Source organism: Streptomyces sp. NPDC048392, from assembly GCF_043200575.1.
In the GTDB taxonomy this organism is placed as follows: Bacteria; Actinomycetota; Actinomycetes; order Streptomycetales; family Streptomycetaceae; genus Streptomyces.
In genome coordinates, this window is record NZ_JBICYB010000019.1 from 24,754 (window position 1) to 40,939 (window position 16,186).

18 protein-coding genes and 1 pseudogene are annotated in these 16,186 nt (G+C 73.5%); 10 read left to right on the forward strand and 9 right to left on the reverse strand.

The features are described 5' to 3' along the window. Nucleotides 1–3 precede the first annotated feature (3 nt). Nucleotides 4–2,247, forward strand: a complete 2,244-nt coding sequence (locus tag ACGFYH_RS23750; protein WP_393805171.1) for an FUSC family protein — start codon at nucleotides 4–6, stop codon at nucleotides 2,245–2,247. 23 nt (nucleotides 2,248–2,270) lie between these two features. Here ACGFYH_RS23750 and ACGFYH_RS23755 read toward each other — a convergent pair whose 3' ends face one another. The 5 genes from ACGFYH_RS23755 to ACGFYH_RS23775 all read right to left on the reverse strand — a co-directional run bounded on the left by ACGFYH_RS23755 (nucleotide 2,271) and on the right by ACGFYH_RS23775 (nucleotide 5,560). Further along, nucleotides 2,271–2,705 (reverse strand): hypothetical protein, encoded by a 435-nt coding sequence (locus ACGFYH_RS23755; RefSeq protein WP_393805172.1) that lies wholly within the window; start codon nucleotides 2,703–2,705, stop codon nucleotides 2,271–2,273. A gap of 28 nt (nucleotides 2,706–2,733) precedes the next feature. Beyond that, nucleotides 2,734–3,567, reverse strand: a complete 834-nt coding sequence (locus tag ACGFYH_RS23760; RefSeq protein WP_393805173.1) for a DUF1206 domain-containing protein — start codon at nucleotides 3,565–3,567, stop codon at nucleotides 2,734–2,736. Nucleotides 3,568–3,746: 179 nt separating this feature from the next. Continuing rightward, nucleotides 3,747–3,992, reverse strand: coding sequence for a DUF5133 domain-containing protein (locus ACGFYH_RS23765; protein WP_393805174.1), 246 nt, complete (start codon nucleotides 3,990–3,992; stop codon nucleotides 3,747–3,749). Between the two features lie 47 nt (nucleotides 3,993–4,039). Beyond that, nucleotides 4,040–4,912, reverse strand: coding sequence for a SigB/SigF/SigG family RNA polymerase sigma factor (locus tag ACGFYH_RS23770; RefSeq protein ID WP_393805175.1), 873 nt, complete (start codon nucleotides 4,910–4,912; stop codon nucleotides 4,040–4,042). Nucleotides 4,913–5,098: 186 nt separating this feature from the next. Beyond that, nucleotides 5,099–5,560: an ATP-binding protein gene (locus ACGFYH_RS23775; RefSeq protein WP_393805176.1), complete on the reverse strand. Its 462-nt coding sequence runs from the start codon at nucleotides 5,558–5,560 to the stop codon at nucleotides 5,099–5,101. Nucleotides 5,561–5,716: 156 nt separating this feature from the next. On the opposite strand from ACGFYH_RS23775, the gene ACGFYH_RS23780 reads away from it, so the two are divergent. The 3 genes and pseudogenes from ACGFYH_RS23780 (at nucleotide 5,717) to ACGFYH_RS23790 (ending at nucleotide 7,152) form a co-directional block, all read left to right on the forward strand. Continuing rightward, nucleotides 5,717–5,932: a hypothetical protein gene (locus tag ACGFYH_RS23780; RefSeq protein WP_393805177.1), complete on the forward strand. Its 216-nt coding sequence runs from the start codon at nucleotides 5,717–5,719 to the stop codon at nucleotides 5,930–5,932. Nucleotides 5,933–6,167: 235 nt separating this feature from the next. Beyond that, complete coding sequence (locus ACGFYH_RS23785) at nucleotides 6,168–6,746, forward strand: hypothetical protein (protein ID WP_393805178.1); 579 nt, start codon at nucleotides 6,168–6,170, stop codon at nucleotides 6,744–6,746. Beyond that, nucleotides 6,697–7,152 (forward strand): annotated as a pseudogene (locus ACGFYH_RS23790) (Crp/Fnr family transcriptional regulator). The gene ACGFYH_RS23785 and the pseudogene ACGFYH_RS23790 overlap by 50 nt, the downstream one beginning before the upstream one ends. Nucleotides 7,153–7,158: 6 nt before the next feature. On the opposite strand, the gene ACGFYH_RS23795 reads toward ACGFYH_RS23790, so the two are convergent. Together ACGFYH_RS23795 and ACGFYH_RS23800 are read right to left on the reverse strand one after the other, a co-directional pair. Beyond that, nucleotides 7,159–8,469 (reverse strand): MFS transporter, encoded by a 1,311-nt coding sequence (locus ACGFYH_RS23795; protein ID WP_393805179.1) that lies wholly within the window; start codon nucleotides 8,467–8,469, stop codon nucleotides 7,159–7,161. Nucleotides 8,470–8,592: 123 nt separating this feature from the next. Further along, on the reverse strand, nucleotides 8,593–9,207 hold the full coding sequence (locus ACGFYH_RS23800) for a LysE/ArgO family amino acid transporter (RefSeq protein ID WP_393805180.1): 615 nt from the start codon (nucleotides 9,205–9,207) through the stop codon (nucleotides 8,593–8,595). Between the two features lie 69 nt (nucleotides 9,208–9,276). On the opposite strand from ACGFYH_RS23800, the gene ACGFYH_RS23805 reads away from it, so the two are divergent. From ACGFYH_RS23805 to ACGFYH_RS23815, 3 genes are all read left to right on the forward strand, one after another. After that, the gene (locus ACGFYH_RS23805) at nucleotides 9,277–10,197 is read left to right on the forward strand and encodes a LysR family transcriptional regulator ArgP (protein ID WP_393805262.1); all 921 of its coding nucleotides are present in this window, start codon (nucleotides 9,277–9,279) and stop codon (nucleotides 10,195–10,197) included. A gap of 137 nt (nucleotides 10,198–10,334) precedes the next feature. Next, nucleotides 10,335–10,586, forward strand: a complete 252-nt coding sequence (locus ACGFYH_RS23810; RefSeq protein WP_393805181.1) for a WhiB family transcriptional regulator — start codon at nucleotides 10,335–10,337, stop codon at nucleotides 10,584–10,586. Between the two features lie 75 nt (nucleotides 10,587–10,661). Further along, nucleotides 10,662–11,024: a DUF488 domain-containing protein gene (locus ACGFYH_RS23815; RefSeq protein ID WP_393805182.1), complete on the forward strand. Its 363-nt coding sequence runs from the start codon at nucleotides 10,662–10,664 to the stop codon at nucleotides 11,022–11,024. A 23-nt stretch (nucleotides 11,025–11,047) separates the two neighbouring features. Here the strand turns inward: ACGFYH_RS23815 and ACGFYH_RS23820 are convergent, their stop codons facing one another. Both ACGFYH_RS23820 and ACGFYH_RS23825 read right to left on the reverse strand, forming a co-directional pair. Further along, nucleotides 11,048–12,721, reverse strand: a complete 1,674-nt coding sequence (locus tag ACGFYH_RS23820; RefSeq protein WP_393805263.1) for an FAD-binding dehydrogenase — start codon at nucleotides 12,719–12,721, stop codon at nucleotides 11,048–11,050. Between the two features lie 23 nt (nucleotides 12,722–12,744). Beyond that, nucleotides 12,745–13,374: a TetR/AcrR family transcriptional regulator gene (locus ACGFYH_RS23825; RefSeq protein ID WP_393805264.1), complete on the reverse strand. Its 630-nt coding sequence runs from the start codon at nucleotides 13,372–13,374 to the stop codon at nucleotides 12,745–12,747. 110 nt (nucleotides 13,375–13,484) lie between these two features. On the opposite strand from ACGFYH_RS23825, the gene ACGFYH_RS23830 reads away from it, so the two are divergent. The 3 genes from ACGFYH_RS23830 to ACGFYH_RS23840 all read left to right on the forward strand — a co-directional run bounded on the left by ACGFYH_RS23830 (nucleotide 13,485) and on the right by ACGFYH_RS23840 (nucleotide 16,178). Further along, a complete protein-coding gene (locus ACGFYH_RS23830; RefSeq protein WP_393805183.1) occupies nucleotides 13,485–14,114 on the forward strand; it encodes an alpha-ketoglutarate-dependent dioxygenase AlkB in 630 nt (209 codons plus the stop codon). A 75-nt stretch (nucleotides 14,115–14,189) separates the two neighbouring features. Beyond that, nucleotides 14,190–14,936, forward strand: a complete 747-nt coding sequence (locus tag ACGFYH_RS23835) for an MBL fold metallo-hydrolase (protein WP_393805184.1) — start codon at nucleotides 14,190–14,192, stop codon at nucleotides 14,934–14,936. A gap of 9 nt (nucleotides 14,937–14,945) precedes the next feature. Further along, complete coding sequence (locus ACGFYH_RS23840) at nucleotides 14,946–16,178, forward strand: DUF4032 domain-containing protein (protein WP_393805185.1); 1,233 nt, start codon at nucleotides 14,946–14,948, stop codon at nucleotides 16,176–16,178. Nucleotides 16,179–16,186 lie beyond the last annotated feature (8 nt).

Sequence of the window (16,186 nt, forward strand, 5' to 3'; positions counted from 1 at the left end):
GGCGTGAAGGCAGCGGGGCGCTCGGTGCGGACACGGCTGCGGGACCGCGTCGCCGCGTCCGACCCCGGGCTGTTGCGGCTGACGGCGGGGCTGCGGACGGTGGGCGCGATCGCGCTGACGCTCGCCGTGCTCGCCGTGTTCGGCGTGGACGTCAAGCACCTGGTGGCGGGGGCCATCGCCGCGATGGTCGCCACCTTCGCCATCCGGGAGAAGGAGCGGGGCCCGCAGGCCGTCACGCTGGCGCTGGGTCTGCCCGTCGCCCTGGCCTCCATGACGCTGAGCACGCTGCTCGCCTCACGGGTCGTCATCGGGGACGCCGTCTTCGTGGTCCTGATCTTCTGCGCCGTCTTCGTCCGCCGGTTCGGCGACCGGGGCACGGCACTGGGGCTGATCGGTTTCCAGGTCTACTTCGTGTCCCTGTTCGTCGGCGCGGAGGCGTCGGGGCTGCCGGGTCTGTGGACCGCCGTCGCGGTGGCCTTCGCGTCCAGCGCGGTGGTGCGCTTCGCGGTGGTCCCGGCGACGCCCGCGCGTATCCTGCGGCTGCTGCGGCAGGCCTTCCGGGCGCGGCTGGCCCAGCTGATCGCCACCCAGAGCGAGCTGCTGGACGCCGGGCCCGACGAGATCGAGAAGGTCCTGGACCGCCTGCGTGACGGCACCGCGCGGCTGCACGAGACGGCCCTGATGATCCAGTCCCGGCTGGAGGAGGGCACGCCCGACGAGTCCACGGCGCGCCTGGTGCAGCGGCGCATCGCGGACGCCGAGATCGCCGCCGAGCGCCTGGGCCTTTTGCTGCTGACCGCGCGCAGCGCCGAGCGGGCGGACACCCTGACCCTGCACCTGCCGGGCGCGCCCGCCCCCTCGGTGGGCCGCTCACCGGCGCCCGGCGAGGCCACCGAGATACTGCGCCGTGACCTGGCGGCGTTGCGCACCCTGGTGCTGCGGCCGCCCGCGGAGGCGCGCGGCATCGCGCTGTCCCATCTGCGCAACCGGCTGGTCGGCTACCGCGACGAGGAGAACCTGCCGGAGGCGACCGCGGCCGTCCAGGACGTGTTCCGCGGCATCGGTGAGACGGCGCGCGCGGTCATGGGCCTCAGGATCGCCCTGGACGGGCCGCAGGACGAGTCGGACGACACACCCGCCACGACCCGCTCCCGGGAGGAGCTGGACGCCGAGGACGCGGCCATCGACGCCGGTGAGGAGACGGCGCCGGAGGAGAAGCGGACCGGGTTGCGGCGGCCCACCACGCGCGCCGCGGTGCAGGTGGCCGTGGGCTCCTCGCTGGCCATCGTCGGCGGGGAGTTCCTGTCCACGCAGCGCTGGTACTGGGCGGTGCTCACCTGCTGGATCGTCTTCATCAACACCGCTTCGACCGGCGAGATCCTGGTCAAGGGCTACCGACGGCTGCTCGGCACCGTGCTGGGGGTGGTGGCGGGCATCGTGCTGGCCGGTGTGGTCGGGAACCACACCTGGACGGCGTTCGGGCTGGTGCTGGTGCTCATCTTCGCGATGTTCTACACGGCACCGCTGTCCTACACACTGATGTCGTTCTTCGTCACCGCGATGCTCGGGCTGCTGTACACGCTGCTGCACACCTACAGCCTGTCGGTGCTGTTGCTGCGGGTGGAGGAGACGGCGCTGGGCGCGGCCTGCGGGATCGTGGCGGCGGCGCTGGTGCTGCCGATACGCACCGACCGGCGTACCAACGAACTCCTCGGCACGGTGCTGGAGCGGCTCACCGATGTGACGGAGGGTGCCGTCGACCAGCTCAGCGGCGGGCCGGCGGCCGACCTGCTGGACACCGCGCGGGAGCTGGACCAGGCGCTGGGCGACCTGCGGGCCGCCACCCAGCCGCTGACCCACCCGATCACGCCGTTGCGGGCGCGGCGCGACACGGCCCGGTACGTGGTGGCGCTGCTGGAGACCTGCGCCTATCACGCGCGGTCGCTGGCCGCGACGGCCGAGCTGCTGCCCACCCATCCCTCGATCGCGGCCGACCCCCGGCTGCGCGGTGCGGTGCGGCGCACGGTGCGCAACATCGAGGCGATCGCCGCCCGTGTCGCCGACGAGGACGCGGAGACCGAGGTGGAGACCGGGCCCAGCATCGCCTCGCTGCTGGAGCCGGACACCGCCGGGGCGCCCCGGTACGGCAGGATCACCGGCCGGGTACTGCGGCACCTGGAGCGGCTGGACGAGGCGGTGACGGGCCTCGCCCGGCCGCTGGGCGTGTCCGTCAGGACGCCGAAGTGACGGTGGCGCCGGGGCCGTGAGGGTCAGAAGTCGCTGGGCAGACCGCTGGCCTCGGCGATGCCGCGCAGCTCCTCGTTCTGCTGGTGGCGTTCCTTGAGGTAGTCGGCTATCTCGCCGAGGCGTTCGGGGTCGGAGGCGGTGGTGGCGTCGGTGACGACCCGGACGGGGCCGGTCTCGTCGGTGTTGATCTCGACGACCTCGTTGTCGAGACGGCCGGTGACGGCGGTGGCGATGACCAGTGCGGCCTCGTCCCTGATCTCCTGGGGCAGCGCCTCCGCGTTGTCCCCGTCGAGCGAGAAGTCGATGGTCGGCATCTGCTGCTCGTCGATCGCCTGGAGGACCGGTTCCACCACGCTGAGCAGCAGCTGGTAGTCGTCGTTCGCCATGCGAACGCGCAGGAGGTCGAGGTAGACGTCCACGGGACGTCCGTCCGGCGGAGGAATCTCGTGTTCGTTCATTCGCCCCGTGTTCCCCGTGCCGGGCCGCTCAGACCCTACGCCAGCGGGCGAGGGCGAAGGAGAAGACACCGAACAGCACCAGACCCGCGGCGACCAGGGCCAGCAGCCAGGGGCCGAGCGGGGTGTCGGCGAAGGAGCGGAGGGTGTCGTCCAGTCCCTTGGCCCGGTCCGGCGCGTAGTCGACGGCGGCCCGTACGGTGAAGGCGCCCACCCCGGCGAACACGAGGCCGCGGGCCGTGCCGCCGCCGACGCCGGTGACGTCGACCAGCCGCCGGGTCCGGGGGCGCAGAGCGCCGAGCTTCATCTTCTTGTGGTAGCCGCGGCGCAGTGCCTGTACGGCGATCACCACTCCGGCGACGACGATCGCGGCCCCGGCGACGCCCACGAGCCATCGGCCCGCGGGCATCTCCATCACCCGCGCCGTGACGTCCCGTGACTGCCGGTCGCTGGAGCCACTGCCGCCGGCCCCGGCCGCGAAGGCCAGTACGGAGTAGGCGACGAACGCGTAGAACACGCAGCGGGCGGCGGCGGGCAGGCGCTTCCTGGCCGTGTGGCCGTCCTTCCCCGTGGCGCCGAAGATCGCCTCGGACAGCCTCCACAGGGCCATGCCGACCAGCCCGGCACCGAGCGCCCACAGCAGCACGGCCCCGAACGGCTTGTCCGACAGTTCGGCCAGGGCACCGCCCCGGTCCGCCTGCCGGTTTCCGGTGCCGAGGGCGATCTGCAGGGCCAGGGTGCCGACCAGCAGGTAGATGACGCCGCGAGCGGTGAGCCCGGCCCGGGCGGCCCCCTCGGCCGCCGACCCGTTCGCGGCCCGCCGGGCGTGACCGCGGCCGGTACGTGCGAGGACGCGTGCGTTCATGTGGACCTCCCCTCCCGGACTCCGCATGCCCCGGCATCCTCCGCGCACACCAGTGCGGTCGTCGGCGTACGAGCGCCGGCGAGCGGCGGTCGACAGGCGGCTGCCGACGTGCGACTGCCCGTACACCGCGTGGCGGCATACGGGCAGTCGCTCTCTCGCGCCCCTGTTCGTCCCTCGCGTCAGTCCGCCACGCCGGCGTGCGCGCCGTCGCGCACGGGCGCCGGCGCCGACGCGTCCGCGAGCCGGCGCCGGGCGGTCTCCAGAGCCTGCCGCACGTCACGCGTCCCGGTGGACACGCACAGGGTGTACGCCAGGTCCCGGGTGCGCGGCCCCGGTTCGCCGCTCGCGTCGACGGGTTCGCTCACCGCGGCCGCCTCGTACTCCTCCAGGAGCTTGCGCAGCACCGCGGGGTGGGGCATCAGCATCCGTCCCTTCCCTCCCTCAGTCCCCGGTCCGCCCGGCTCGTCGTTCATCAGGTACGCACCGGACGGCCGGAGCGGACCGCCCGCTCTCCCATCGCCTCGTCGCGCACCCGGGCGCAGCTGCGGCTGATGAGGCGCGAGACGTGCATCTGCGAGATGCCCAGGCAGTCGGCTATCCGGCTCTGTGTCATGTCCTCGAAGAAGCGCATGTAGAGAATGGCGCGCTCGCGTTCGGGCAGCCGGCGCAGGCCCTCCTTGGCGGACTCGCGGTCGATCACGGTGTCGTACGAGTTGTCGGCCGCGCCGAGCGTGTCCGCGAGGCTGTAGCCGTCGTCCCCGGCCGACAGCTCGGCGTCCAGCGACAGCGTGCTGAAGCTCTCCAGCGCTTCCATGCCGGCGCCGACCTCGTCCTCGGTCAGACCGGTGTGGGCGGCGAGGGCGGCCACCGAGGGTTCGGGGCTGCCCGGGTTCTGCGTGAGCTCGCGTCGGGCGACGCGCACCTTGTTGCGCAGTTCCTGGACCCGGCGGGGCACCCTCAGGGCCCACATCCGGTCGCGGAAATGGCGCTTGACCTCGCCCGTGATGGTCGGCACGGCGTAGCTCTCGAAGGCTCCCCGCTCGGGGTCGAAGCGGTCGATGGCCTTGACCAGGCCGAGTGCCGCGACCTGCCGGAGGTCTTCGAGGGATTCCCCGCGGTCCCGGAACCGCCCGGCGATCCGGTGGGCCATGGGCAGCCAGGCCGTGACGAGTTCGTCGCGGACTGCGTCGCGCTCCGGACCGTCCGCCAGCTCCGCCAGGCGGCCGAAGAGGGCCATGGTGTCGGGGGCGTCGTCGTGCCGACGGCGGGTGGGAGCGGTGGAACCGGCAGAAGCGTTGGTGGACTCGGGGGTACCGGGACGGATGGTGGGTGTTTCGATGAGCATGCGGCTTCGCTCCTGAACGGTGGTCTCAGGGGACTTTCCGCGGGAACGGGCGCTGTCCCGGCCACCCCGGCGAAAGCCGGAGCACCGAAGCAGCCATACCTTTCCCGCTGCTGCGCCTCCGGTCCGAAGCACGAATCTGCGACTGCCCCCGCCCCGGTGGAACAAACTCCGCTTTTCGAAAACTCATCAGGACAGCGGAACGACCACCGTGATGCACTTGCCTCCCGAGGGAAGATCTGCCACGCGTACTTCGCGGGCCAGCCGGCAGACGATCGGCCAGCCCCGGCCGCCGAGGCGCCGGCGGCCCCGGTCGTCGGTGGGCGGCACGGCCACCGGGAGGTCGTGGCTGCGGTCGCACACCGACAGGCGCACGCCGGGTCCCGCTCCGGGTTCCACGACGTCGACCCGGAAATCGGTGATGCCGCCGCCGTGCAGGATGGCGTTGGTGGTCAGCTCCGAGGCCACGAGCACGGCGTCCGACAGGGCGCCCGCGTCGCACGTCGCATGGCCGCCGGTGGCACGGCACTCGGTGACGGCCCGTTCGACCGCCCTGCGCGCGTCGGCGGGCCGGCATGGCCGGTACCGGTGGTGCGGGTCCGTGCCGCGCTGGTCGACGACGACGGGTTCGGTTGTGTCCCTGTCACACATCCGTCAGCTCCCTGGTCGGTGGGACGGTCCGCTCCGGCCGGCTGCGCGCCGGGCGGCCTCGTCACTGTCGGCTGACCTCCGCCCGTACCGGCAAACCTCCTGTCCCCCTCGCGGCCCAGGGGCCATCCGGGCGGCCTGCGGGGGTACGCGGAGTGCATGACGGATGTTGTGGACTCGGACGAACTGCTGCGTCGCATGCACCGCGCGAGGGGCTGCGCGCTGGAGGAGAGGCGGGCCTGGCTGGCGCGCAGCGAGGAGCTGCGGCCCACCGACCCGGAGGGCTCGCGGGAGGCCGCCGTGCGGACGGTGGCGTACGAGGCCGTCCTGCGGGTGCTCGACGAGGTGCTGACCCCGGGACGGCACTCGGGGTGACGGGCCCCGGGACGGCACTCGGGGTGACGGGCCGCGGGACGGCACTCGGGGTGACGGGCCGCGGGACGGAGCGCCGGACCGCCGGCCAACCGCTCGGCGCGCCTGGGGGCCTCGCCCACGCCGCCCCGGCCTGGGCCCCGCCCCGCGCGTGGCGGTGCCGTCGCCGTCCGAGCCGCGGACGCCGCAGGCGGGGCTGCCACGGGACACGTTCTCGGGTCCCACCGAGGGCGTGCCCGTGAACCGGGCGGACGGCCGGATCGCGGCGGAGACGATCACGCCGTGTCCGCCCGGCGTTCCGGCCGCCCCGCCGGGTGAGCGGCCGACCGGCCCGCCCCGCGCTGCCCGCGCAGCGGCCAGGACGCCGGAATGCACTTCTCCCGAGCCCGGCGGATCCGCCTCTGGAAGCGATCAGGGCCGTCGCGGAGCACGGCGCTTGGGGACGCGCGCACAGGCCGGAGGAAACGCGAGTGAAACGGATCACGTGTCGCGGTACCGGCTTCGCGGAACGCACGGAGATGGTTTAGCGTTCATCCATAAGTGGCGACGGAGTCGACCGGAGCGTCCTCCGCGGTCACCGCTTACGGCCCTGGCCGGCCTCCCCCGTCCGGCCAGGGCTTCTTCATGCCCTCGCGCCACCGTCACCGGTTCCGGCACGGAATCCGCACGGGATCCGCCGTCCGCCGAGGTGCTCGGGGCGCCCGCAGCGACTGAAATGGGCATAGGGAAAGCCCCGGAACCGAATCGCCGGCGAGGAGCCCCGTGCCATGACCAAAGCGATCAAACTCCTGACCGCCCTCCCCCTGCCCCAGCGTGAGCGGCTGATGGCGCTGGCCCGGCAGGTCTCCTTCCCGGAGGACCAACGGATCTTCGAGCCGGGGGGCAGGGCCGACCGCTTCTGGGTCATCCGCTCCGGCGCGGTCTCCCTGACCCAGCGGGTGACGTCACTGCAGCGGGTCACGGTCGCCAGCCTCGGCGTGGGCGATCTGCTCGGCTGGTCCTGGCTGTTCCCGCCCTACGAGTGGGACTTCGGCGCCGAGGCGTTCAGCCCGGTGCGCGCCTAGGAGTTCGACGCGGCCGCGGTGCTGGGACTGTGCGAGGAGGACCCGCGGCTGGGCATCGTACTGGTGCGGTCGGTCGCCGAGATCCTCGCGCACCGGCTGGAGAGCACCAGGAGCCGGCTCATGGAGCACTACGCGCTGCACGGACGCGGCTCCCTGTGAGTTTCCTCAGACGCGGTAGCGCCGCAGCGCCGGCACCGCGGCCGCCAGGGCCAGCATCACCACCACGACCAGCAGCCCGCCGCCGGCCACGGCCTCCCGCGCGCCGAAGACGGCGCCCGCGCCGCCGTGCAGCACGTCGGCCAGCCGCGGGCCGCCCGCCACGACGACCGTGAACACGCCCTGCATGCGTCCGCGCATCTCGTCGGTGGCGGCGGACAGCAGGATCGCCCCGCGGAACACCATGGAGACCATGTCGGCCACACCGGCCACGGCCAGGAACGCCACCGCGAGCCACAGGCTTCCGCTCAGTCCGGACCCGGTGATGGCGGCCCCCCAGACGACGACCGCGCCGATCACCATCCAGCCGTGCCGGCGAGCCCGCGAGAAGGTGCCGGAGAACAGCCCGCCGGCCACCGCGCCGATGGGGATCGCCGCGAACAGCAGACCGAGGGCGAGCCCCTCGCCGTACGGGACGTACGTCTCGGCGGCGAGTTGCGGGAAGAGGGCCCGGGGCATGCCGAACACCATGGCGACGATGTCGGCCAGGAAGGACAGCAGCAGGACCTTGTGCCCGGCGATGTAGCGGAAACCGGCCACGACCTCGCGCACGCCCGCCCGCCGGACCGCCGTGCCCGCAAGCGGCGGGAGGGCGGGCAGCCGGTGGACCGCCCACACGGTGACGCACAGGGCCAGGGCGTCGACGAGGTACAGCTCGGGCAGCCCGATCACCGGTATCAGCGCCCCGGCGAGCAGTGGGCCGACCACCTGCCCCGTCTGCATGACGGTCGAGCCCAGCGCGTTCGCGGCGGGCAGCTGGTCCGCGGGCACCAGACGGGCGATCGAGGCGTTGCGCGCGGGGGCGTTGAGGCCCCAGAAGGCCTGCTGCAGGGCGAGCAGCAGCATCAGGACGGCCACCGACTCCAGGCCGGTGGCCGCCTGTGTCCAGAAGAGCAGCGAGGTCACGGCGATGCCGACGTTGGTGATCAGCAGCAGCTTGCGGCGGTCCATGGTGTCCGCCACCGCGCCGCCCCACAGCGCGAACACGATGAGCGGCAGCAGACCCGCGAGGCTCGCGGCGCCGACCCAGGCCGAGGAGCCGGTGATGTCGTAGATCTGCTGGGGCACGGCGACCGCTGTGAGCTGGCTGCCCACGGCCGTGACGATGGTCGAGGACCAGAGTCTGCGGTAGGCCGGGCGGCGCAGGGGGCGGGTGTCCATGGCCCAGCGGCGCCACCCCCGTCGGCGCGCCCCGTCCGGTGCCGGGGCTTTCGTCCCGGGTTCGGCGCCGCTCTCGGCACTGCTCTCGCTCGTGTCCACGCGCTTCCTACATGCTAGGTACATCTTTCGGTTACGGGGATCACTATCGCAGTTCCGTTCGAGTCCTGGTCGGGCTTCGTTAGGCAGCCCTACTAGCGGCGTGCGTGGCCGGACGCGGCCCGCTCAGGCCCCGGCGACGAGGGAGACGCCGAGGGCGATCATGGTGGCGGCCACCAGGCCGTCCAGCACGCGCCAGGCCGCGGGCCGGGCCAGGAAGCGGCCGAGGTAGCGGCCGCCGAAACCGAGCGCGGCGAACCAGACCAGGCTGGCGACCGCGGCGCCGAGGCCGAAGGTCCAGCGCAGCGGCCCCCGGTCGGCGGCGACCGAGCCCAGCAGGAACACGGTGTCGAGGTAGACGTGCGGATTGAGCCAGGTCAGCGCCAGGCAGGTGAGGACGGCCCGGCGGCGCGAGCCCGCGGCGTCCCCCTCCGCCCGCAACGCGCCGGCCGGGCGGAACACCCGCCGGGCGGCCAGGGCGCCGTAGCAGAGCAGGAAGGCGCCGCCGATCAGGCCGACGGCGGTCAGCGCGCCCGGCCACGCCACCACCACGGCGCCGACCCCGCCGACGCCCAGGGCGATCAGCAGGGCGTCGGACAGCGCGCAGATCCCGACCACGGCGAGGACCGCGTCCCGGCGCACCCCCTGACGCAGGACGAAGGCGTTCTGCGCGCCGATGGCGACGATGAGCGAGAGGCCGGTGCCGAAACCGGCCGCCGCTGCCGTGAGGGCGTTGGTCATGCCCTTGACGCTAAGCGGACGATCACAGGGCGTACAGCTAAAGATTCTTACGTATCATTAGCCCTCGTGATGACAGCCGGTAGGACGGGATCCGCGGTGTTCGCGGATCTGCCGCTGGAGCAGGTGCGCACCCTGCTGGCCGTGGTGGACGAGGGCACGTTCGACGCGGCCGCCGCCGCGCTGCACGTCACGCCGTCCGCGGTCAGCCAGCGGGTGAAGGCGCTGGAGCAGCGCACCGGCCGGGTGCTGCTGCTGCGCACCAAGCCGGTGCGGGCGACCGACTCCGGTGCCGTGCTGGTGCGGCTGGCCCGTCAGGTGGCGCGGCTGGAGCGGGACGCCTCGGCCGAGCTGGGGCTGAGGGGGGAGGGCGAGCCGACCCGCGTGTCGGTGGCGGTGAACGCGGACTCGCTGGCCACCTGGTTCCTGTCCGCCCTCACCCGCCTCCCCCACGAGCCCGCGCTCTGTTTCGAGCTGCGCCGCGAGGACGAGGGCCACACCTCGGCGCTGCTGCGGGAGGGCGTGGTGATGGCGGCGGTGACGTCGTCACCCGAACCGGTGCCGGGCTGCACTGTCCGGGCGCTGGGCCGGATGCGCTATCTCCCCTGCGCCGCTCCCGACTTCGCCGCGCGGCACCTTCAGGGACCGCCGCGCGAGGCGGTCGCCGGGGCTCCCGTGGTGGTCTTCGACCGGCGGGACGACTTCCAGGACGCCTTCGCACGGCGGCTCGGCCACGACGGCGCGAGTGCCGCGCGGCACTACGTGCCGACCTCGGAGGGCTTCGTCGAGGCCGTCGTGGCCGGTCTCGGCTGGGGCATGGTGCCGCAGCCGCAGGCCGAGCCGCTGCTGCGCACCGGCCGGCTCGTCGTCTTCGCCCCGGATGCGGCGGTGGACGTCCCGTTGTACTGGCAGCAGTGGAAGCTCGACTCCCCCGCGCTGGTCACGGTGGCGGACGCGGTGGCGACGGCGGCCGGGGAGACGCTCCGACCGTAGGCACGCGGCGCCGCGTACGGCACACCCGCTCGTTCACCGGGGGCAAGTCGCCGGTTTCGCCCCGCTGTCGACAGGTCACCCGCAACGGAGCAAGCCATGCACGAGGGCCCGAACGATACCGATCGCAGGTGACTTTGATGGACAACTGGCGAGAGTACGCCGCATGCCGGACGGAGGACCCCGAGCTGTTCTTCCCGATCGGCACCACCGGCCCGGCCGCTTTGCAGACCGAGCAGGCGAAGACGGTCTGCCGGCGCTGCCCGGTTCAGGAGCAGTGTCTGCGGTGGGCGCTCGACACGGGGCAGTCCATCGGCGTCTGGGGCGGGACCGGCGAGCTGGAGCGCCGTGCGCTCAAGCGGCGCGAGGCCGTGCGCCGGCGCTCCGGCTGATCCCGCCGCGAAGGTGCCGGGCACCGGCACCGGACGTATTCTCGCGAGAGCGTCGTCGGCCGCGGGAGGAGCGCCATGAGCGCGCGAGTGCGCCGTGTCTACGACCCGCCCGAGCCGGACGACGGCGTACGCGTCCTCGTGGACCGGCTGTGGCCCCGGGGCGTGGCGAAGGACTCGGCACACGTGGACGAGTGGCCCAAGGGCCTGACCCCGTCGGCCGGACTCCGCCGCTGGTTCCACGCGGGCGAGGGCTCCTACGAGGAGTTCGCGCGGCGGTACGAGGCCGAGCTGGCCGCCCCGGAGGCGACGGAACTCCTCGGCCGTGTACGGGAGCTGGCGGATGAGGGGGACGTGACGCTGCTGACCGCGTCCAAGTCCCCCGAGGAGAGCCACGCCGCCGTGCTGCTCCGCCTCCTCGACCGGGGGCGGACGGCCTGAGCAGCCGCCGGGTCGTGTGCCGCTCAGGCCGTCTGCCGCGCCGCCGCCCGGCCCGCCGCCCGCCCGGAGAACAGGCAGCCGCCGAGGAAGGTGCCCTCCAGCGCGTTGTACCCGTGCACCCCGCCGCCGCCGAAGCCCGCCACCTCGCCGGCCGCGTACAGGCCCTCGACCGGACTGCCGTCGGCGCCCAGGGCGCGGGAGTCGAGGTCGGTCTGGATGCCGCCGAGGGTCTTGCGGGTGAGGATGTGCAGCTTGACGCCGATCAGCGGGCCCGCCGCCGGGTCGAGGATGCGGTGCGGGGCCGCGACCCGGCCCAGGCGGTCGCCGATGTAGCGGCGGGCGTTGCGGATGCCCTGCACCTGGGCGTCCTTGGCGTACGGGTTGGCCATCTGGAGGTCGCGGGCCTCGATTTGGCGGCGGATCGAGGCGGCGTCCAGGAGCGGCTTGCCGGTGAGCCCGTTCATCCGGTCGACCAGCTGTTCCAGGTCCGGCGCTGTCACGAAGTCGGCGCCCCGGCGCAGGAAGGCGTCCACCGGCCCCGGGGCGCCCCTGCCGAGGACGCGTTCGCGCAGGAAGCCGGCGCGGTCCTTGGCGGTGATGTCGGGGTTCTGCTCGGAGCCGGAGAGCGCGAACTCCTTCTCGACGATCTTCCGGGTGGAGATGAACCAGGAGTGGCCGTGGCCCGCGAGACCGTCGGCCGTGCGCAGGTGCCGCAGGGTGCCGAGGGTGTCGTAACCGGGCAGGCAGGGCCCGGGAAGACGGCGGCCGAGGGCGTCGAACCACATGGACGAGGGTCCGGGCAGGATGCGGATGCCGTGGCCGGGCCAGATCGGGTCCCAGTTGCGGACGCCCTCGGTGTAGTGCCACATCCGGTCGCGGTTGACCAGCCGGGCCCCCGCTTCGGCGCTGATGCCGAGCATCCGCCCGTCGACGTAGGCGGGGACACCGGTGACCATCTCGGCGGGCGGGGTGCCGAGGCGCTCGGGCCAGTGGCGGCGGACGATGTCGTGGTCGGCGCCGATGCCGCCGGAGGTGACGATCACCGCCTGCGCGGTGAAGGCGAACTCACCGGCCACCTCGCGGCTGGAGGCGACGCCGCGGGGCGAGCGGTCCTCGGCGAGGACCGTGCCGCGTACGCCGCGCGCGGTGCCGTCCTCGACCACCAGGTGGTCGACCCGGTGGCGGTGGTGGAAGGTGAGCAGTCCGTCGCGCGCGGCCTGCCTCGCGTACCGGACGAACGGCTCGACGACTCCCGTGCCGGTGCCCCAGGCGATGTGGAAGCGCGGCACGGAGTTCCCGTGACCGCCCGCCCCGAGGTCACCGCGTTCGGCCCAGCCGACGGTGGGCAGGAAGGTGATGCCGTGCCCGGCCAGCCAGGACCGCTTCTCCCCCGCCGCCCACTCGACGTACGCACGGGCCCAGCGCACCGCCCAGGAGTCCTCGTCGTCGGTCCGGTCGAAGCCGGCGCTGCCCTGCCAGTCGTTCCAGGCGAGGTCGAGGGAGTCCTTGACACCGAGGCGGCGCTGCTCCGGGGAGTCGACGAGAAAGAGGCCGCCGAAGGACCAGAAGGCCTGGCCGCCGAGGTTGGCCGCGTTCTCCTGGTCGACCAGGGCGACCCTTCTGCCGCGGCTGGTCAGCTCGTGCGCCGCGACCAGCCCCGCCAGACCCGCTCCGACCACGATGACGTCGGCATCCATGGCGACCGTCCCTTCCTGTTCCGTCATTGGCGCGTGCCGCCTTCGGTGAGCAGCGCGGTGAGCAGCTGTCCCAGCCAGACCCGGGCATGCCCGACGTCCCGGTCCAGGAGCAGCTGGGTGGTGACTCCGTCGTACGCGGCGACCACCGCGTGCGCGGCGCCCGCGGCGTCGCCCGGCACGGCGGGCAGAGGGGTGTCCCCGTTCCCGCCGTGCCGGGCGAGCCGGTCGGCGATCGCCTGTCTGAGCCGTGCCCGGTGCTCCAGCAGGGTCCGGGCCACGGCGGGGTCGCGGGCGGCGTGCACCAGGAAGTCCGTCTTCACCAGGAGCCAGTCGCGGTCGAGGAGCAGCACCCCGGTGACCCGGTCCACGGCGGCCGGCACGTCCAGGTCGGGTCCGTCGGAGGCGAGGGCCGCGGACACCTGCTCGGCGATCAGCTCGGCCCGCTGCCGGTAGAGGGCGAAGAACAGCTCGTCGAGGCTGTCGAAGTTGGAGTAGAAGGCGCCCCGGCTGTATCCGGCCGCCTCGCAGACCTGCTCGATCGACACCCGCCCGAACCCCTTGGCGGCGAACACCGCGAACGCGGCGTCCAGCAGGTTCGCGCGGGTGTGGGCGCGCCGTCTGGTGACCCGCCCTGCCGTCGCCTCCACCGCCATGCCCTGCCCCTTCGCCAGTCCGATGCGCGAATGTATCGGATACACCGGCGTATCGACAGGGGCGACGACGTCGATAGAACACCCTTTCGAATCAGGAGTACGCTGGTCCCATGACCACGCATCTCCAGGGCTCGCTCTTCGACCAGGCCGACGAGGTCCGGCTGGGCTCGCTCGGAGGGCTGCGCCGCACCCGTCTGGGCGCCGGGGCCTGGATCGACCTGCTCCCGGGCTGGCTGAGCGGCGCCGACGCGCTGTTCGAGCACCTGGCCGCCGAGGTCCCGTGGCGGGCCGAGCGGCGTGCCATGTACGACCAGGTGGTGGACGTGCCCCGGCTGCTCGCCTTCTACGGCGCGGGCGACACCCTCCCGCACCCGCTGCTGGCGCAGGCGCGAGAGGCGCTGACGGCCCACTACACCGAGGAGCTGGGCGAGCCCTTCACCACCGCGGGGCTGTGCCACTACCGCGACGGCCGGGACAGCGTCGCCTGGCACGGCGACCGGACCGGGCGCGGCGCGAGCCGGGACACGATGGTCGCCATCCTCTCGGTCGGCGCGCCCCGCGACCTGCTGCTGCGCCCGGCGGGCGGGGGCGGCGAGACCGTGCGCCGCCCCCTGGGCCACGGCGACCTGATCGTAATGGGCGGCTCCTGTCAGCGCACCTGGGAGCACTGCGTCCCCAAGAGCACCCGGGCCGCCGGACCCCGCATCAGCGTCCAGTTCCGTCCGCACGGCGTGCGCTGAGGGCCGGGCGGCCGTCCGCGCACCGCTTCTGGTTGGCTGTCCCGCACGGGGCAACCACCTGGAATGCGGGAGATCATGAGCGCGGACGTACGGCAAGTGGCCGAAGGCACCTACCTGGTGCACGGCGGCAGCACCAACTGGGTCATCCTCGCCGACGGCGGCGCGGTGACCCTCGTCGACACCGGCTACCCCGGCGACCGCCGACTGCTGCTCGACTCCCTGGCCGCCGTCGGGAGCGCGCCCGAGGCGGTGGCGGCGGTGCTGATCACCCACGCGCACAACGACCACCTGGGCTCGGCCGAGTACCTGCGCGCCGCCCACGGCACCCCGGTCCTGCTGCACGAGGACGAGGTGCCCCACGCCCGGCGCGACTTCCTCCAGCAGGTGTCGGTCGGCACGGTGCTGCGCAACGCCTGGCGCCCGGGTGTGCTGCCGTGGATGGCGCACGTGCTGCGCGCCGGCGGCACCGAACAGCACCCGGTGACCGCGCCCGCGCCCTTCCCGGCCGACGGCCCCCTCGACCTGCCCGGCCACCCCGTGCCGGTGCACACCCCGGGCCACACCGACGGCCACTGCGTCTACCACCTGCCCGACGCCGGAGTGGTGATCTCGGGCGACGCGCTGGTGAGCGGGCACGCCGTCTCCCGGATCCGGGGACCGCAGCTGCTGCCCGACCTGTTCCACCACGACCGGGCGCGCGCGATCGCCTCGCTCGACGTCCTCGCCGGTCTCGAGGGCGACGTCCTGCTGCCCGGACACGGTCCCGTCCACCACGGGCCGGTGAAGGACGCCGCGGCACTGGCCCGGGAACGGGCGTTCTAGAGTCGGGGCATGGCCTTGCAATTCAGCGCCACCAATCCGGAGCATCCCGCGCTCCTGCTCGAACTGCCGTGGCAGCTGCCGCTGGAGCGGTGGCCCGAGGAGTACCTCGTGCCGCTGCCGCGCGGCATCTCCCGGCACGTGGTCCGCTACGCGCGCGCCGGGGACGAGGTGATCGCCGTCAAGGAGCTGGCCGAGCGGCCCGCGCTGCGCGAGTACCAGCTGCTGCGCGACCTGGACCGGCTCGCCATCCCGGCGGTGGACGCGCTGGCCGTGGTCACCGGCCGTACCGGCACCTCCGGCGACGCGCTGGAACCGGTGCTGGTCACCCGGCACCTGGGCGGCTCGCTTCCGTACCGGTCGATGTTCGAGACGACGCTGCGCCCGGCGACCATGCACCGTCTGATGGACGCCCTCGCGGTGCTGCTGGTCCGGCTGCACCTGGCCGGGTTCGCCTGGGGGGACTGCTCGCTGTCCAACACGCTCTTCCGGCGCGACGCGGGCGCCTACGCCGCCTACCTGGTCGACGCAGAGACCGGTGAACTGCATCCCCGGCTCAGCCCCGGGCAGCGCGACTACGACCTCGACCTGGCCCGGGTGAACATCAGCGGCGAGCTGCTCGACCTGGAGGCGTCCGGGGCACTGCACCCCTCCGTCGACCCGGTCGACTTCGGCATGGAGATCTGCGCCCGCTACCGGCGCCTGTGGGAGGAGCTGACCCGCACGTCCGTCTATCCGGCGGGCAAGTACCACTACATCGAGCGCCGGATCCGGCGGCTCAACGACCTCGGTTTCGACGTGGCGGAGATGCAGATCGAGCACGCCTCCAACGGCGACACGGTCACCTTCGTCCCCAAGGTCGTCGACGCCGGTCACCACCAGCGCCAACTGCTCCGCCTGACCGGCCTGGACGCCGAGGAGAACCAGGCCCGCCGGCTGCTCAACGACCTGGAGAGCTGGATGGCCACCCAGGACGACTACGCACCGGGCGACCCCCTCGGCGCCCGCCCGGAGGTCCTCGCCCACCGCTGGGTGCGCGAGGTCTTCCGGCCCACCGTGCGCGCCGTGCCGGTGGAGCTGCGCGGCGCCATGGATCCGGCGGAGATCTACCACGAGCTGCTGGAGCACCGCTGGTACCTGTCCGAGCGGTCCCAGCACGACATCGGCCTGGACAAGGCCGTCGAGGACTACATCGTCAACATCCTGCCGAAGGCCCGGGAGACCCTTCAGCCGACGGCGGACTGAGCGGCGTA

Coding starts and splice junctions, on each gene's coding strand:
- ACGFYH_RS23760 (WP_393805173.1), bottom strand. CDS start 3,567: ATGAACGCACGCGTCCTCGCACGTACCGGCCGCGGTCACGCCCGGCGG.
- ACGFYH_RS23800 (WP_393805180.1), bottom strand. CDS start 9,207: ATGACCAACGCCCTCACGGCAGCGGCGGCCGGTTTCGGCACCGGCCTC.
- ACGFYH_RS23820 (WP_393805263.1), bottom strand. CDS start 12,721: ATGGATGCCGACGTCATCGTGGTCGGAGCGGGTCTGGCGGGGCTGGTC.
- ACGFYH_RS23835 (WP_393805184.1), top strand. CDS start 14,190: ATGAGCGCGGACGTACGGCAAGTGGCCGAAGGCACCTACCTGGTGCAC.
- ACGFYH_RS23810 (WP_393805181.1), top strand. CDS start 10,335: ATGGACAACTGGCGAGAGTACGCCGCATGCCGGACGGAGGACCCCGAG.
- ACGFYH_RS23775 (WP_393805176.1), bottom strand. CDS start 5,560: ATGTGTGACAGGGACACAACCGAACCCGTCGTCGTCGACCAGCGCGGC.
- ACGFYH_RS23780 (WP_393805177.1), top strand. CDS start 5,717: ATGACGGATGTTGTGGACTCGGACGAACTGCTGCGTCGCATGCACCGC.
- ACGFYH_RS23825 (WP_393805264.1), bottom strand. CDS start 13,374: ATGGCGGTGGAGGCGACGGCAGGGCGGGTCACCAGACGGCGCGCCCAC.
- ACGFYH_RS23830 (WP_393805183.1), top strand. CDS start 13,485: ATGACCACGCATCTCCAGGGCTCGCTCTTCGACCAGGCCGACGAGGTC.
- ACGFYH_RS23805 (WP_393805262.1), top strand. CDS start 9,277: ATGACAGCCGGTAGGACGGGATCCGCGGTGTTCGCGGATCTGCCGCTG.
- ACGFYH_RS23770 (WP_393805175.1), bottom strand. CDS start 4,912: ATGCTCATCGAAACACCCACCATCCGTCCCGGTACCCCCGAGTCCACC.
- ACGFYH_RS23840 (WP_393805185.1), top strand. CDS start 14,946: ATGGCCTTGCAATTCAGCGCCACCAATCCGGAGCATCCCGCGCTCCTG.
- ACGFYH_RS23765 (WP_393805174.1), bottom strand. CDS start 3,992: ATGCTGATGCCCCACCCCGCGGTGCTGCGCAAGCTCCTGGAGGAGTAC.
- ACGFYH_RS23815 (WP_393805182.1), top strand. CDS start 10,662: ATGAGCGCGCGAGTGCGCCGTGTCTACGACCCGCCCGAGCCGGACGAC.
- ACGFYH_RS23755 (WP_393805172.1), bottom strand. CDS start 2,705: ATGAACGAACACGAGATTCCTCCGCCGGACGGACGTCCCGTGGACGTC.